Consider the following 15,586-nt stretch of genomic DNA (forward strand, 5'->3'; position numbering starts at 1 on the left):
CGGGCAGGAAAATCTTGCATCAGGTTTCTTTTGATGTTTTGGGTGTCAGCCCTGTCCAGCGCTTAAAAGAACGCTGAAAATTATTCGCATGGCGGATTCAATTTCGACGGGCAACGCTGTGCTGTCTGTATTTTAATGAGTTATTTTATGTATATATAGTTAATATTCAACGGGTGCATTGACTTTTAACTTGTCTATTTATGAGTGTTAGCTATGCAACCTAGTCAAGAGCGTTTTGGTGTTCCGGAAGAGAATCTGCGTGCAGCCAACAAATGGGCAGAAAAACTGAATGCTCAAGGTTTTCAGTGCTACGATTTCTAATCGTAAGGAGGTCGCTAACTTGGGCCACAAGAAAATCACCAGTATCTTGGTGGATTGGGTGTGCCATAGCCCGATTGAGATTATTCCAAGCAGAAGTCAGATCATCGAAGTCAGGGATATCTTGCTCGCCAGGGAAGATGCGCGTGACTTGAGTAATGTAATAACAATGTGCAATTACTATATCGCAAATGACTAAGCCAGAAAATAGTCTTTGAGATAAAAAAGCAGCCTGAATGCTGCTTAAACCGAATCCACATCGAGGAGATGTTTTTAAAGTGTAGCAGCTAGGTATGACAGATGAATGACCTCTTGACCCCGTTGTAAATTGGCAATAAATGCAACGGTATTTAGTAATTCATTTAAGAAAATTGTTCCAACCAGGGGAATATTTGTTATATACCCCTATGGGGGAAATGACCTGTGGCGACAGAGTGCCGTAAGCAAGGCCGCTGATTTGTTCTTCGGGAAGTAAGGCATACATTTGCTCTCCAGTATTGGATGGTGCGGACAATTCACTGTACATTCAACTCTACCTGTAAGTAATTTCAATTAAATGAGCCAGTATCTTTGCGCTGTTGGCAGCTGGAAATTCTGTTCGAAGTTTTGGTGTTTTTGATAATCTGAAATATAGTAATTCCATTGCAATACGATCACTTTTTCGACACTACTTAGAATGCCTGTCTAATATTGTGACTACATCATTTTTAATCACTTCTATGCGGAAGTGGGCGCACGAACATGCCTTTTTAAGGTATAGCTTTGCGTTTGTTTTTATATGGTCACTTATCTGTCTTGTTCTCAGTCTGATCGTCTGGAGTTCGTACTATGCAAGCATCGAGCAGGATAAAAAACTGGTAAGAACAAATGCCTTGAAAGACGCGGCATCGCTTTCGCGCGCCTATGCACAGTACCTCAACCGTACTATTGAGCAAATAGATCAAGTAAGCATGCATGTGAAGTACGATTGGGAACATTCCAGGCGTTCTTTAAAACTGGAACAACAAAGATCCCAGGGGCTGTTTATTGCACCCCAGTTTGAACTGGTCGCTATCCTTGATGCCAAAGGAAAGCCGGTAACCTCAACTGTGCCAATAGAAAAATGGCAGGATACGACTTTGAGGGGGCAGTTTTTCTATCATCAAAATAATAACTCCAGTGCGATGCAGATTGGCCTTCCAGCCGTTGTTAACAGTTCTGGCAAACTTGTTGTTCAATTTACGCGCAGACTGGAAGACGCTGACGATGCCTTCGACGGCATTGTCGTCATATCGGTAGAGCCATCCTACTTTTCTTCTTTCTATGACAGACAAAGCCTTGGTAAGGGCGGACTAATCGCGATCCTGACAAGTGATGGCACAGTCGGCGCTACCAGGATAGGTGATTCAATCCCGTTTGGCGGCAGCCAGGTATTTAGCCAGGACGTGCAATTCAAAACGGTGGTCGGTGTGGCTGATTTTCCGGGGCCATCAAGCTTTGTTGACCAGCAATCACGGATATTGGGTTGGCACAGTCTAGACGCCTTTTCCTTAATTGCGGTCGTAGGATTGAATGAGCAGGAACTATTCGATACTTATGAGCCCATATGGAGACAAGCCAAGAAAACGGCTGTGACGACAATTGTCGCACTTGTTTTATTTGCCATCATTGCCACTTTTCTGTCTACCAGACTTGCGTGGAAAAAGAATCAAAGCAAGCAAGTGCGTGACACCTACCGTCTTGCGACAGAAGCTACAGACGAAGGGTTTTACATGATGAATGCGCTAAGGGATGTGCGCGGCAAGATCATCGATTTCCAAGTGGTCGACTGTAATGCACGTGGCGCATTGTTTTTTGGCCTCAATCGAGAAGAACTTATAGGAATGAACATGTCGTCCTTGCAAGGCGAAATTTATTTCAATATGTTGATGCAAATTTATACCCGTGCGATGGAAACCGGCTTTTATGAAGACGAATACGAATTGCCAGATTCGAGCCCCTTGAATATGGCATGGGCACGCCGCCGACTTACACGTTCTGGGTCTGGTTTGGCCGTGACGATACAGGACATCAGCGAAAAAAAAGAGGCAGAGCGTGAACTCCGCCGCCTCGCCACGAAAGACGTGTTGACCGGTTTGTATAATCGCCACTGGTTAATGGAGTATTTGCCTAAAGCACTCAAAAAGGCGAAAACGACAGAGCAAATGCTGGCGTTACTTTTTATTGATCTCGATGGCTTCAAAAACGTGAACGATTCGCAAGGACACACAGCTGGCGACCAGTTACTTAAATCGGTCGCTTCACGTTTGCAGTCGGTATTGAGACCATCTGACAATGTCGTCCGTTTGGGTGGAGATGAGTTCCTGGTTGTGCTCGAGCCTGTAGAAAAGGAAAGCCAGCCTGCCCGTGTTGCCGAACGTATCGGTGATGCTTTCAATCAGCCATTTTGGTGGGAAGGACAGAAGCATCAGATTGGCGCATCCATCGGCATCAGTATGTACCCACTTGATGGTGATGCGACGGAAACTTTGCTGAAGAATGCGGATATCGCCATGTATGCGGTCAAAGCAACTGGCAAGGGACATTACAATTTCTTTAAACCCGAGCTATATCAGAAATTAAAAGAACGTGTTGATATGGAGCGTGCGCTGGAGCTCGCCATAGAAGAGGATCAATTCGTGCTGTATTACCAGCCGCGTGTGAATGCTGAGACTGGCAAGATGACCAGTATGGAGGCTTTGATAAGGTGGATGCGCCCTGACTTTGGCCTGGTTCCTCCAATTGAATTTATTCCAATTGCAGAATCCAATGGCATGATCTTGCGACTTGGAGACATGGTCATGGCAAAGGCATGCTCGCAAATTGCAGCTTGGGAAAAAGAGCTATTACCGATCGTTCCTATCTCGATCAATGTGTCAGCAAAACAATTTAGCGCAGGTGCACTCCCCAAAAAACTGTCTGATTGCATCAAAAATTGGGGTATTGACGCTTCTCTGCTAGAAGTCGAAATTACAGAATCCGCAATGATGGGTGAAGACAATGCAATCATCGCAGACCTTTGCGAGATACGCGAACTGGGTGTTAAGTTGCTGGTTGATGACTTTGGGACAGGTTATTCATCCCTCTCACAACTTCAGCGACTTGATATGGATGTGTTGAAAATAGACCGGGTTTTCACAAATGAACTGACGAAATCGAAAGAAGGCGACATATTCTTCAAAGCGATTGTGTCCATGGCGCACGCACTGGATATGACAGTGGTCGCAGAAGGCGTAGAGACACAAGAACAAGTGAATGCGCTTCGGCGCCTTGCCTGTGATGAAATTCAAGGATACTTCATTTCCCGGCCAGTTCCAGCAAATTGTGTGCCTGAACTCTTGTTGAAGCAATTTTTACTACCATCTTCTGCTTCCCCATAGAAGAAGTGTATCACCTGTCTATTTTTTTATTGCTTAAAAAATGCTCACAAGTGCTTTAATGACATGGAATAAGCGCCTCATTAGGTATAAGCTCTTTCCTGCAAAATGAGATTGTAAAGTGAGTTTGTTGCTTCGTTCTGTCGATAAGCCCAGGAGATCATGATGTCAATTAGCCTTTTTGAATTAATGCAGGAAACGAAAGAATTCCCCTCTACAGGCACCCGTAACAGAGAGGATTTTATTACCCAGAATACAGTTGACCGCGGTATCTCTTTGCAGCAGACGCTAGGTACTGCTTGCGCCATTGAATATTTGATGGGCCAGGGAGTGCCACGTCAAGTAACGCAGCGTGTCTTGACAGATCCCAAACGACGTAGAAGCCACGCCTAAAGCAGAGACTACGGTTTGAGTAAAAGGCGCTTTTCTGGCGCACCACTCTACGGCTAATATCACTCATTTTTGTTCCCACTAAAGCATTGGCTCATTGTGTGTCTAAGCATTGCCACGTAGTTTCCTTGAGGAGACTTCCTTATTTAAAAGCTGTGTTTCTATGCTGGTGGGCGGAACGTTGAGATCACATCAAAACATGTAACCATTTGTGACAGCCGGGTCATGAAAATGTCATAAAGCAGGCGCATCATTGCTGCAATGCAATAATTCGTTTCAATCCTGAAGCGAGGCATGTTTTATTGGGTGATCATGTCCATATTCCTTCGTCCAGCCATTGCGCTCATGCAGCGCCTCCGTCTATTTCCAAAATTTGTGATCGTTGCAGTGCTGTTTTCTGTTCCGGCCTTACTGGTTACCGGCTTGCTGATCCATGAGCTAAACAAATCGATCTCTTTCAGTCAAAGCGAACGGCAGGGAGTGCGGCAATTGTTGGCAGCGCAAGAGATGTTGAAAATAGCTCAGCAACACCGGGCACTGCGGCATCTGGCCCTGGCAGGCAATGCAGCGGCAAAAGAAGAAGCGCAAAGAAAACAGCAGGAAATTACATCCAAATTGGAGTTGTTCATTAAGCTGCAAAAAGAACAAACACAAATGGGGCTGGAGGCTTCACTTGCAGACATTAAGCGTACTTGGGAGGGCGTCGTACAAAAGCTTCCGGCTTCAAAAAACAAAGAGAGCTATGCAGACCATTCAGCATTGATTGCACTACTGTACAAATTGAATACGCAGATTGCTGACCGTTCGCACCTGACTCTGGATCCAGAAGTAGATACATATTATCTGATCAATATGTTTGCCAAAACCTTGCCAGAATTGGCTGATGGTATTTCAGATATCTCGGGTCGTGGTGCTTCGTATATCGATACCGGTTTGCTGGAGCCCAACGAGGACTTGTTGATTAGTTCAGACGTCATGCTGGCCAAGCGTGACATAGGCCGTATCCCGGCACTGCTTGAAGCCATGTATCGTGCCAATCCCGGGTTCAAAGCGAAATTGGATACGCAACAAACGGTTATCACCAGCAATCTTGAATTTTTGGAGCGGACAAAAAATGAGGTATTGAGTGCCCTGAACCAAACCTCGGGAACTGAATTTCTGAAGGCGGGTATGGCGAGCGCAGATGGTTGGTATGTTTATGCAAGCGTCGCAGGGACTTTGCTGGATGCCACATTGGAAGATCGCCTTCAAAAAGATGTACTGCATCGCAATATGCTGATTGCCGTGATTTCAATTATCTTGATGATCGCCGCATATCTGCTCATGGGATTCTATGTTTCATTTTCTAGTGAAGTAAGAGAGTTGAGCGAGGCAGTTCAACGTGTTGCCGCAGGCGACCTTAGTACGCAGATTTCGTCCCATGGCAAAGATGAGATAGCACAACTGCTGAATGCATTTGAAGGAATGAGCTCCGGCCTGGCCAGACTGGTTGCTGACATACGTTCAGGCACGGAAACAATCGCAACGGCATCCAAAGAAATTGCGCACGGCAATGCGGATTTATCTTCCCGCACCGAGCAGCAGGCAAGCTCGTTGGAGGAAACCTCGGCCTCAATGGAAGAATTGACGGATGCTGTCAAACAAAACGCTGCTGGCGCTGAGCATGCTAACGCCAATGCTCTTTCCGCTTCTGCCATTGCACAGGACGGTGGAGTTGCTGTCGGAAGGGTGATTGAGACGATGGGGGCGATTCAGCAATCATCCAAAAAAATCAGCGATATCATCGGTGTCATTGACGGTATCGCATTCCAAACCAACATCCTGGCCTTGAATGCGGCCGTAGAGGCCGCCAGAGCTGGGGAGCAAGGCAGGGGCTTTGCCGTCGTAGCAAGCGAAGTACGTAATCTTGCCCAGCGCTCCGCTGGTGCGGCTAAGGAAATTAAAGCACTGATCACAGCTTCTGTCGAGCAAGTCAGTGTCGGTAGCCATCAAGTACAGTTGGCCGGAGCAACGATGGGGCAAATTGTCAATTCCATTCAGTCTGTGACTGACACGATGCAAGAAATTACTACTGCCAGTGCGGAGCAGCGCTCAGGAATCGAACATGTGAATGAAGCACTTGGACAAATGGATGACATTACGCAACAGAATGCTGCCCTGGTTGAGCAAGCTGCTGCCGCTGCACAAAGTATGCATGATCAGGCAGTCAAGTTGTCACAAGCGGTCGCTGTATTTAAAATTTCCGAAGTTGAAACAACAAACCTGGAAAATGGAGGGAGTCGCCGCATCATGCAGACAAAAAATTTGTCTACGCAGGTCAGGCAAATTGCCAAGTCCACACTTAGGGCGGTGAATTCGAATTAATTCGACAAGCTATAGAAAGAATTTTTTTGAAATTTTTCTATACAATTAAACTCATGTCGCTGGTGTATCGCGCGCAACGAGGTAAAAATGACTTTATTATTGCTTTTGCCAGAGGTCTCATTTCGTTCTGTACACCGGGAGTATTCAGTGGAATATGCCGAAAAACAGCACATCGCGAAAAAATTAATGTCTGAGCTTGCTGCCAATCAAAAAATGCACAAAGCCAGAATATTTTCTCTTTTCCTGTTCCTATTCTGTAATCTCTCTCCTGCCATTGCGGCGACGATAAGTGGTGCGGGATCTTCCGCAGCGGCACCTTTATACACGAAATGGGCTGAGGCCTACAACAAGAAAACTGAAACAAGCGTCGTCTATCAAGCAGTCGGTTCATCTACGGGAATAAAACAAATCAAGACAAAGGCGGTCGATTTTGGTGCCAGCGATGTTGCGCTAAGTCTGGTGGACTTAAAACATGATGGACTCATTCAATTCCCCTCTGCGATTTCTGGCGTTGTAGCTGTGGTTAACATCCCTGGCATAGCCACAGGCAAACTAAAACTCACTGGCGATATTCTCACGGATATTTTTGCTCGCAAAATAAGTCAATGGAATGATCCTGCGATTGCAACTCTGAATCCTGACCTCAAGCTGCCCAAGAAAGCAATTGAAGTGATTGTCCGCCAGGACGGCTCCGGAACCACCTACAATTTTACAGATTACCTGTCAAAACAAAAAACAGATTGGCAGAGTGCGTATGGGAAAAATTTTACGATCAAGTGGCACCCTGAACTTATCCAGGCCAAAGGCAGCAGTGGCATATCTGCAGCGATAAAAAAAACACCTTATGCGATTAGCTACATCGACTATAACTACGTGCTCCAGGATAATCTGGACTATGTGCTTCTCAAAAATCGCGACGGAAAATTTGTCGCTCCCTCGGCCGATGCATTTGCGGCCAGCATGATCAATAGCGGCTGGAAAACGCAAGGTAGCTTTGAGGAAATGCTGACTGATAGGCCAGGAGCCAACAGCTGGCCTATCACGATGGGCACGTTTGTCATTCTCCAGAAAATTGCCGCAAATCCGGAAAAAGCTATTGCTACCATGAAGTTTTTTACCTGGAGCTTTATGAATAGCGACCATCTCGTTCGCGCCGTGGACATGGTGCGCCTTCCAGATAGTATACAAGCGCGCGTCTTTAAAGAAATGATGACTGTGGCTGATGCCAGTGGAAAGCCTTTGCAATGGATTCCACAATAAGAGTTGAAATGCGACTCGCATTAGAGTTTTCAAGGTACATCTCTGAGTGCATTCATTTTAGAAGCACTTTCGGCAGTTGCTTCTGTCTCCAGTAGGTATGTATCTCGATTTTTTTATACCAGATATTTTTTAGCCAGGCCTGGTCAAAGCAGTAGTCGACCCAGACATGAAAAGCGCTATTATCGTATTGACTATCGGCCAGAGCGATATGTGAGGCACTGATGAACGACGCCAATTCCGCTGGCAGACACCATAATGTTACGATTGCGTTTTTGCTGGGCAGTTTGGAAAACTATCCGGCTGTGACAATTGAAGGACTTCAGCAATATGCCCGGCGCAATCTTGATCGCTAGCTCAAGATTGCCTGGCTGCCCAGCTATCAAGATTCATTGCGCTAACATCGCTTTCAGTTTGCTATGTTCGACCAGCATTTTGGCATACTCCCCTGCGCCGTCAAGATAATTTTTCAAGCCCGCTTGCACTGAGCCTGTTGCCAGAATTTCTTCCTTTAGCAACTTTGCACCCAGGCGGATGTTGTCGACAGGATCCAGCGGGTCTTTGCTCTGCTTCTGTCCTCCAGTTGCCGCTCCGGGGTTTTTAGTCGCCACCTGGATCAGGCCGCGCGCTCCTGTTTCACTTTCTGCATAAGGATTAAGCCTGGATTTGATACACATGACCGAAAGTATAAGCAAGGGGGCCATTTGATAGTTATTTGCCGCATCATACGCAGCGCCGACCAGTAAAGTGCCAGCATCGCCAGCAATGCGATAGCGCCGGGACAACCAGGTACTAAGCAATTTTCGCTGCCGTGTTTTCTCGCCAGTTGAGACAGACAATTCTTGCGGCGACACTTTCTCCGCTGCACCAGACCGTGTCGCCTCCATGCCAGGCAAGGCCGCTTCCGGGGCTGGCAATAGCGGTTTCGCTGCCTGTGCAAGGGGTGATGAGTTCCAGTACCCGTTGATCACATGGGGTGTAAAGTACAGCAGGCTGACTGCTGCAATGCTAAGTAGCCACACTGACAGAAAGATAAACTGGACCAATGTCGGCAGAGATTCAGTCTTTTTCTTCTTATCTGTAAACGCATGGTTATCTGAACTGATAGACTTAAAATTAAAATGTAAATGTGCCATTTTGTTTGACGTTAAGCTGACCAGATCTGCCAGTCTGGTCATGTCTGCGCTCGAAAACTCTTTTTTGTTGGCTGCACCCTCCAAGAGTATCCAGCACACGGAGTATTCCCAGATTCTTTAATTGATGATATGAAGGCGTACCAGTGTCTTGGACACGAGTGTGGCCAGGGGGCCACGTTGAGGTGACGCTTTTTTCTTCGCCGCTAGCATGGATGCTTCCATGTCGGCCACATCTCTGTTGTCTTCAGTCAGAACAGGGCTGACTGCAAATTCTTCATGGCTTCTGGTTGCAACCATGGTTCCAAATAGGCTCATTTGTATCACCTTTATCAAAAAATAACTGGGAGGGGAAGCACATATCAAAAGGATCAATGCTATCGGGTCTTGCGTAAAAAAACTGTCAATTTCGTGGTGATAGTCGTAAACAGTAAGTAATTATTTATCTCTTTTTTAGTATGAAATCACCAGCTTGAACATCTCAGGGGAAGCTTGAGAAAAGTGGAAGTTTTACAAAAGCGTCTGCATATTTTTACGAAATTTTTATGTGAAATGGAGTATCGTTTCTTTAATTCGAGCCCATAAAAGAATCACGAGCAGCATGCAAGTCGAGATGGGCGAGTTATGGAGTTGAGGGGGGATTAGTTAATATGCCCTGCCTGTTAGTCGTCGTTTTTTTGCACATGAATTCTTTTTCCAGATATCTCTATCCTGAAAACATCCTGCTGAACTTGTGCGTGGAAGACAAGACGCAGGCGCTGATGCATATTGCTGCGCTAATGGAAACGCAGCATCAACTAGATCGCGGGAAGATTTTGGCAGGTCTTTGCGCGCGTGAAAAATTGGGATCGACGGCGCTTGGCCAAGGTGTGGCATTACCCCATGCGCAAATCAGTGAGCTGCATCGTCCCATGATGGCCTATGTTAGCCTCGCCACCCCAATTGATTTCGACAGCCCTGACGGATTGCCAGTGACAGAACTATTTGTCCTGCTTTTTCCAAGTGAAAGAGTGTCTGAACATTTGCAAATGCTTGCTGATGTCGCCGGCTTTGTCTGTGATTTGCCATTCAGAAAGCGACTCAGTGAATCACTGGATATCGCATCTGTATTGGATAACTTTGCATCCTGGAGCATCGCGCCAGCGTCCACCTGATTGCCATGATCTTTTATCAAAACGCAGCAAAAATTTTCTTCTGCTGTGGTTGCGGCAGGCCGCATCTGACAGCTTTTACGCGTGAGATAACACGCAGGGTCTAACGCATGTAATTAGGCCAAAAGATGGCCCACCATAGTACCTTCAAGCCTCCTTTGACATCGACATGGTGCATGTCGGGGGAAGGGAAAGGGATCTTTCGCACTCGCATGACCAGCAGGCCTATATTAAGCCAGACAATAACAGCGATTTCTGTGCAAGTATCAAAAACATAATCAAATAGCATAGGCAGCACGAGTACGATGCCGTACGCAATCACCATCGCAGACAAGTGGTAAATGATATGTTGGAGTTTCATGGTTGCTTGCTCATTCAGGAGTACGTCTGGCTTGGGCAACATCATTTTGCTGACCAAGACTGCCATTTTTTGAAAGAGCAAGCGTATCAGTGTAGAGCTAAAAATTTCGTAAAAAATGCAGCGATAGACGTATGCGAAACATAAAAAAACTAGCTGTCTGTTTAGAAATTTTCTATGGCGTCAGCTGCCCATCACTTACCTTACTGCGTTTGATGTCATACATGGCTTCATCTGCCAGTTTGATAAGGCTGTCTGCATCGCTGATACTTTCTTCTGCCAAGGCGATGCCGATACTGACGTCAACAATCACGTCTCTGTCGCCTATGCTGATGGGGCGTATGATTTCCTTGCGCATACGCTCTGCAATCATGCTGGCTTCGCGGGCATCGGTTTCTGGAGCCAGCAGGGCAAATTCATCACCGCCCAGACGACATAAGACGTCGGTTTCTCTTTTGATTGCATTGAGACGTTCGCCTATAGTACGCAAGACCATATCACCTGCCTGATGACCATAGTTATCGTTGACAGGTTTGAACTGATCGAGATCAAGTACCAGTACTGCGAACTGTCTATTCGAATGACGTTTTAACCTGGCGAAACTGGCTTTCAGTTCTTCGTTAAAACGCCAGCGATTTGCCAGCCCGGTCAAGTCATCGTGAGAAGCGAGATACAGTGTACGTTCATCGCGTTGGCGCTGTTCGGTAACATCACGCGCAACAGCATACAAAAAATGAGAACCAGGTATCGGTGCAGGGGTAGTCCAGTTCAACCAGCGATAGTCACCATTTTTATGCTGGTAGCGATTATCAAAACTGATGGTGTCTATACCCAAACGCAGCTTTTCTACTTCATGTTGTGTTTTTTCAAGATCTTCCGGGTGTACTAGTTCAAGAAAACTGCGTGATAATAATTCTTCTTGTGTATATCCAAGGGTACGTTCGAACGCACGGTTGACCTTATGAAAATATCCGCTGGTAGTGGCAATGCACAGCATGTCCAGTGACAGACTGAAGAAGGCCTCGCGCTCTTCAACGATTTGCTGTACCAGCTCCAAACCGTGCTTTAAAGAGTCCGCCAGGCGATGATGGTGTTCGGCCTCCTGTTTGAGCGAAGACACCAGCTTATCCAGCGATTCCAGACTCTCAGCGCGAAAGCGCAAGGTTTCTACCAGTTCGCGCAAAGAGGATTCGTCTATTTGATGACGTTCAACCTGAACCATGGTCATTCTCTCCTCTTAAAGTATCAATGGTTTCTGATACCCATTTTCAAGATCGCACGGATATTTCTTTCATGCGTTATTTCTAGCTCCTTTCAGATTTATAGCCTAGTGTACAGTTGACTGCAATAGCAAGTTCGCCATGATCAGCGCAATGACAGACACCGTGGGCGTTGACAGGTCTGAGCAATCAGCAGTACTAAAAAAAATGTATTGGCTCATTTCAATAAGTTCACGGCAGTCAGACCGACCGTGTGTTATTGATGAATGTGAATTTTGATATCTTATTGATCATCAATTCGGTTTTCAGAGCAATCTCCCTCTTGATCTGAAAAACACAAATATGAAGTGTAAGTTATTGTTAATTTGGTCTGCTGTCATGGGGTCGGTTGTTCCATTTTGCGCAGTTCCGTACCTGCGTTTGCACTGCATCCCGCATCGACTTGGTGGCACTTACTTCGATTTATAAAGAGAGTTTTGATAATTCAGGATGCCAGCTTCCCTGATTACATAAAACAGGGAACGAGTTTTTTCACCTGTATTCGATAGCGACAGATGAAGCATAGGCCAAAATGTTTGGGGCTTGCTTAAGTAGGATCAAAAGTGCTAAATAGAGAAAGTGTTCTTTTGCAAATACTTCTTTTTGGCTATGTTGCAACTCTATTTTTTCTACACCGACTCAAAGCATAAAAATCTTTCGCAATGCAGCCAGCACTTCGTGTGGAGGGCTGCATTGCAAGCACGAATTTATTTAAACGCTTTGATCAGAGCGTCGATTTTCGTACCCAGGATCTTGTCGTGGGCGGTTATTGGTGGTACTTGCCTGTCGATGCCCAATAACTGGTAGACGGCCATCTGGGCTGCGCGGACTGAGTACTCAACCGTGAAGACGACATCATCCGCTACTTCAACAAATTGACTGATGAAGGCAAAGTTTTTTGTGCCTGGTGGTACGGGCAAAGGGCGGTCCCCAACTGAGCGTGGCATGAACATGCTGGTGATGTAGGGCATCCGGCAGGGTATGCAATTGGCGTTTGCAAATACTTCTGTATCGAAGCGCAAATGACCCAGCAATTCTTCGAGGATTTCGGTACCACTGCATTCACTCATGGGCTTGGCAACATAATTACCGATACGGTCAGGAAAGAGCGCATAACCCCAGAATACCTGGACATCGGCTGGCTGATTGATAAAGTGTGGCTGATGTGCCAGCACGATGGACATCAACCAGTTGGAATCCTTGAAGGTAACCAGGCCGCCGGTGCCGGCTTCATTGCCACTGAATTTCTGCATCAGATTAAAGAAGCGTGGGTCTTTTAGCGTGACAGTGAATGAAGCCCAGTATGACTGTGCAATGCAGCTATTGAAAGCCTCGGGCTTACCCATAATATCTGGCCTGTCGGCAGCAAGCTGTTCCCACAATTTCCAGCCGCCAGTGTCCAGCTTGTTGCGTTTTTCTGGGGCGCTGCTCATTGATCCCAAACTGGATGCATCGGTCATGGACGCATTTTGCAAGAAGACCAGGTCGCCGTCGTTGATGGTGATCACTTCCTCTGCACCACCACGCAGGCAATGCAGGTTAGTGATCATGAACTGCCCATCACGCTCAGTGTGTGTCAGTCTTTGTACCTGACAATCCATGATGAACTGCACCCCATTTTGTTTCAGCCAGGTTTGCAGAGGCAATACCAGTGAATCATACTGATTGTAGATGGTGCGTTTGACGCCTGCCAGGGTTTCTATGCGCGAGAATTCCATCATGAATCTGTGCAGGTAGCGTTTGAATTCGACCGCACTATGCCATGGCTGGAAAGCAAACGTGGTGGCCCACATATACCAGAACTCAGTCTCAAAAAATGCAGGTGAGAGCCAGTCGGTAATCGTACTATTGCCCATTTCTGCTTCATCTGCCTGACTCAGTTTCAGCAGTTCCATACGGTCTTGCATGGAGAAACCCATGGACGATACCGGCACTTTGGCTCGACGTTTATCAACCAGCCTGGCTTTGGAATTGGACTTGTGAAGTTCATTGAAATCTATCGTCTCTTCAAATACCGATTTTCCTGGGTTGTGCAGGGAAGGGATGGATTTGTATAAATCCCAGGTGCATTCATAATTGTCGGTGGTGAGCATACGTCCACCGCGCAATGAATAGCCTTTTTCTGGATTACCCGCGCCATCCAGGCTGCCACCAATGAGGGAGTTTGCCTCAAGTATGCTGATGTTGTCGCCCTTGATTTTTCCGTCACGTATCATAAAAGCGGCAGCCGCCAGCGAGCCTATGCCAGCGCCTATCAGATAGGCTTTTGTGTTCTTATTCATGGTTTCCTTGAGATGTTGGTTTATTGTGTTGCTCGTGATGTATTGTGATTTTGGTAGGCGTGCGCTGCCGCATTTTGCGCTATGACAAACAATTTGAATTTTTTGCAAACAGATGGGTAAGTGCCATGGTCTGCAGAAAGCGGGGTATCACATCCCGGTGCAACTGTCCGCGCATGTCCGGCAGGCTTTTGCGCATTCCGTCATCATGCCGTCTGCATCGCTGTGAGCTTCACAGAAGGAGGCACAAGACAGGCAAATTTCCGCACATTCCCTTGCCAGGTGGCTATGGTGTGGTGAGCGACGCGCCATGAAATCGGCATGCACCAGGCAAATCTGTGCGCAGTCCAGCAGGCTTACCAGATGCAGGACTTCACTGTGATGACTATCGCCATGCATGACATGGGCAGCTGCCGCTGTACAAATGCGATGGCAAGCCAGGCAGTTGGCCAGGCATTGTTCCATTTTCGCATTGAGGGGGGGAGTTTCATGTCGGTTCTCCTGATGTACATAAAAACAAGACCCCATTTATACGTCGTATTGACTAGAATGAATGTGCGCTGACGTACATGACATCAGTATGAAGGCGAGATGGAATGAACAGTTCTTTTTGAGAAATTAATGCCATACAACATGAAGTTTTATGTGTGTCAGCGTACAGACTGCATTTTTCGAAACGTGGATGCTGCTCATGACGGTGCCTTGCTATGAATACATGATTCGTGCTGGCTCTCATACTCAGCCTGATTGGTGGCATATTAGCTGCCATGGCTTTGTTCAGATTTCAAACCTGGAGAAAAAAATGAAACAACAAGTAAAAATCATGCTCGGTGTGTCCAGCCTTTTGCTGGTAGCTCATGCAAGTGCGGAAATCGTGTTCTATGAGAGTGAAGGTTTTCGCGGTCGTACCTTTAGTACCAATGCGCAGCAAAGCAATTTTCGAAATGCCGGATTTAATGATCTGGCTTCTTCCGTGGTGATCTCTAGTGGACGATGGGAAGTCTGTGATGATGCCAATTTCGGTGGTCGTTGCATGATTTTGAGTAAAGGCAGTTACGATACTCTTTCGGGTATGGGTATGAACAACCGCGTTTCTTCCGTTCGTCCTATCAGTAGCAGGCGTCGTTACGATAATGAGATGGAAGCGCCGATGAGCAGGCCCAATTATGAGTATCGGCGCCGCCCGAACGAAGGTGTCTATGAGGCACAGGTAACTTCAGTACGTGCAGTAGTTGGCCCTCCAAATGAACGTTGCTGGATAGAACGCCAGCAAGTCAGCCAGGGTGAACGCAGCGAACCAAATGTCGGCGGCGCGATTGCCGGAGCCCTGATAGGAGGCATACTGGGCCATCAGGTTGGTGGCGGCACCGGGCGTGACCTGGCAACTGCTGGTGGCGCTGTCGCCGGTGGGGCACTGGGTGCCAATGTAGGCCGCAATGGCGGCAATACCTATGAGCGTGATGTCCGCCGTTGCCAGACCACGGCCAATACGACACCGCAATACTGGGATGTGACTTATAACTACCGTGGCAGGGAACACCGTGTGCAGATGAGTTCACCTCCGGGATCTACCATTGCAGTGAACAGGAATGGCGAACCCAGGCAATGAGTAGATTTAAGCAAGTAGATTGAAATAAGTAGATTGAAATAAGGAAGGCCAGATGCTCATCAGCATCTGGCCT

The 15,586-nt window shown here is 46.8% G+C and carries 12 protein-coding genes; 6 read left to right on the plus strand and 6 right to left on the minus strand.

Translation table 11 applies throughout. The features are described from left to right. Window positions 1–1,190: 1,190 nt before the first annotated feature. The 4 genes from Q8K39_RS01910 to pstS all read left to right on the plus strand — a co-directional run bounded on the left by Q8K39_RS01910 (window position 1,191) and on the right by pstS (window position 7,727). Window positions 1,191–3,716 (plus strand): EAL domain-containing protein, encoded by a 2,526-nt coding sequence (locus tag Q8K39_RS01910; protein ID WP_305258082.1) that lies wholly within the window; start codon window positions 1,191–1,193, stop codon window positions 3,714–3,716. A gap of 159 nt (window positions 3,717–3,875) precedes the next feature. After that, entirely contained in the window at window positions 3,876–4,106 is a 231-nt protein-coding gene (locus tag Q8K39_RS01915) for a hypothetical protein (RefSeq protein WP_305258083.1), read from the plus strand. A 309-nt stretch (window positions 4,107–4,415) separates the two neighbouring features. After that, entirely contained in the window at window positions 4,416–6,467 is a 2,052-nt protein-coding gene (locus tag Q8K39_RS01920) for a methyl-accepting chemotaxis protein (RefSeq protein WP_305258084.1), read from the plus strand. 87 nt (window positions 6,468–6,554) lie between these two features. Further along, window positions 6,555–7,727, plus strand: a complete 1,173-nt coding sequence (gene pstS, locus Q8K39_RS01925) for a phosphate ABC transporter substrate-binding protein PstS (RefSeq protein ID WP_305258085.1) — start codon at window positions 6,555–6,557, stop codon at window positions 7,725–7,727. Window positions 7,728–8,113: 386 nt separating this feature from the next. Here the strand turns inward: pstS and Q8K39_RS01930 are convergent, their stop codons facing one another. Together Q8K39_RS01930 and Q8K39_RS01935 are read right to left on the minus strand one after the other, a co-directional pair. After that, window positions 8,114–8,746 carry a transglycosylase SLT domain-containing protein gene (locus Q8K39_RS01930; protein WP_305258086.1) on the minus strand — a complete coding sequence of 211 codons (633 nt, stop codon included), beginning with the start codon at window positions 8,744–8,746 and terminating at the stop codon, window positions 8,114–8,116. A 231-nt stretch (window positions 8,747–8,977) separates the two neighbouring features. Continuing rightward, window positions 8,978–9,175, minus strand: coding sequence for a hypothetical protein (locus Q8K39_RS01935; RefSeq protein ID WP_305258087.1), 198 nt, complete (start codon window positions 9,173–9,175; stop codon window positions 8,978–8,980). Between the two features lie 332 nt (window positions 9,176–9,507). Here Q8K39_RS01935 and Q8K39_RS01940 point away from each other — a divergent pair, with 332 nt between their 5' ends. Further along, window positions 9,508–10,011 (plus strand): PTS sugar transporter subunit IIA, encoded by a 504-nt coding sequence (locus tag Q8K39_RS01940; RefSeq protein ID WP_305258088.1) that lies wholly within the window; start codon window positions 9,508–9,510, stop codon window positions 10,009–10,011. A gap of 100 nt (window positions 10,012–10,111) precedes the next feature. Here the strand turns inward: Q8K39_RS01940 and Q8K39_RS01945 are convergent, their stop codons facing one another. From Q8K39_RS01945 to Q8K39_RS01960, 4 genes are all read right to left on the minus strand, one after another. After that, window positions 10,112–10,369 carry a hypothetical protein gene (locus Q8K39_RS01945; protein ID WP_186957024.1) on the minus strand — a complete coding sequence of 86 codons (258 nt, stop codon included), beginning with the start codon at window positions 10,367–10,369 and terminating at the stop codon, window positions 10,112–10,114. 172 nt (window positions 10,370–10,541) lie between these two features. Continuing rightward, complete coding sequence (locus tag Q8K39_RS01950; protein ID WP_305258089.1) at window positions 10,542–11,594, minus strand: sensor domain-containing diguanylate cyclase; 1,053 nt, start codon at window positions 11,592–11,594, stop codon at window positions 10,542–10,544. A 738-nt stretch (window positions 11,595–12,332) separates the two neighbouring features. Beyond that, window positions 12,333–13,907 carry an oleate hydratase gene (locus Q8K39_RS01955; RefSeq protein WP_370868539.1) on the minus strand — a complete coding sequence of 525 codons (1,575 nt, stop codon included), beginning with the start codon at window positions 13,905–13,907 and terminating at the stop codon, window positions 12,333–12,335. A 147-nt stretch (window positions 13,908–14,054) separates the two neighbouring features. Beyond that, on the minus strand, window positions 14,055–14,369 hold the full coding sequence (locus Q8K39_RS01960; RefSeq protein WP_305258091.1) for a four-helix bundle copper-binding protein: 315 nt from the start codon (window positions 14,367–14,369) through the stop codon (window positions 14,055–14,057). Window positions 14,370–14,706: 337 nt separating this feature from the next. Between Q8K39_RS01960 and Q8K39_RS01965 the strand changes: the two genes are divergently transcribed. Next, a complete protein-coding gene (locus Q8K39_RS01965) occupies window positions 14,707–15,513 on the plus strand; it encodes a beta/gamma crystallin-related protein (RefSeq protein ID WP_305258092.1) in 807 nt (268 codons plus the stop codon). The last annotated feature ends 73 nt before the right edge of the window (window positions 15,514–15,586 follow it).

This window comes from Undibacterium sp., from assembly GCF_030683615.1.
Lineage (GTDB): Bacteria > Pseudomonadota > Gammaproteobacteria > Burkholderiales > Burkholderiaceae_D > Undibacterium > Undibacterium umbellatum.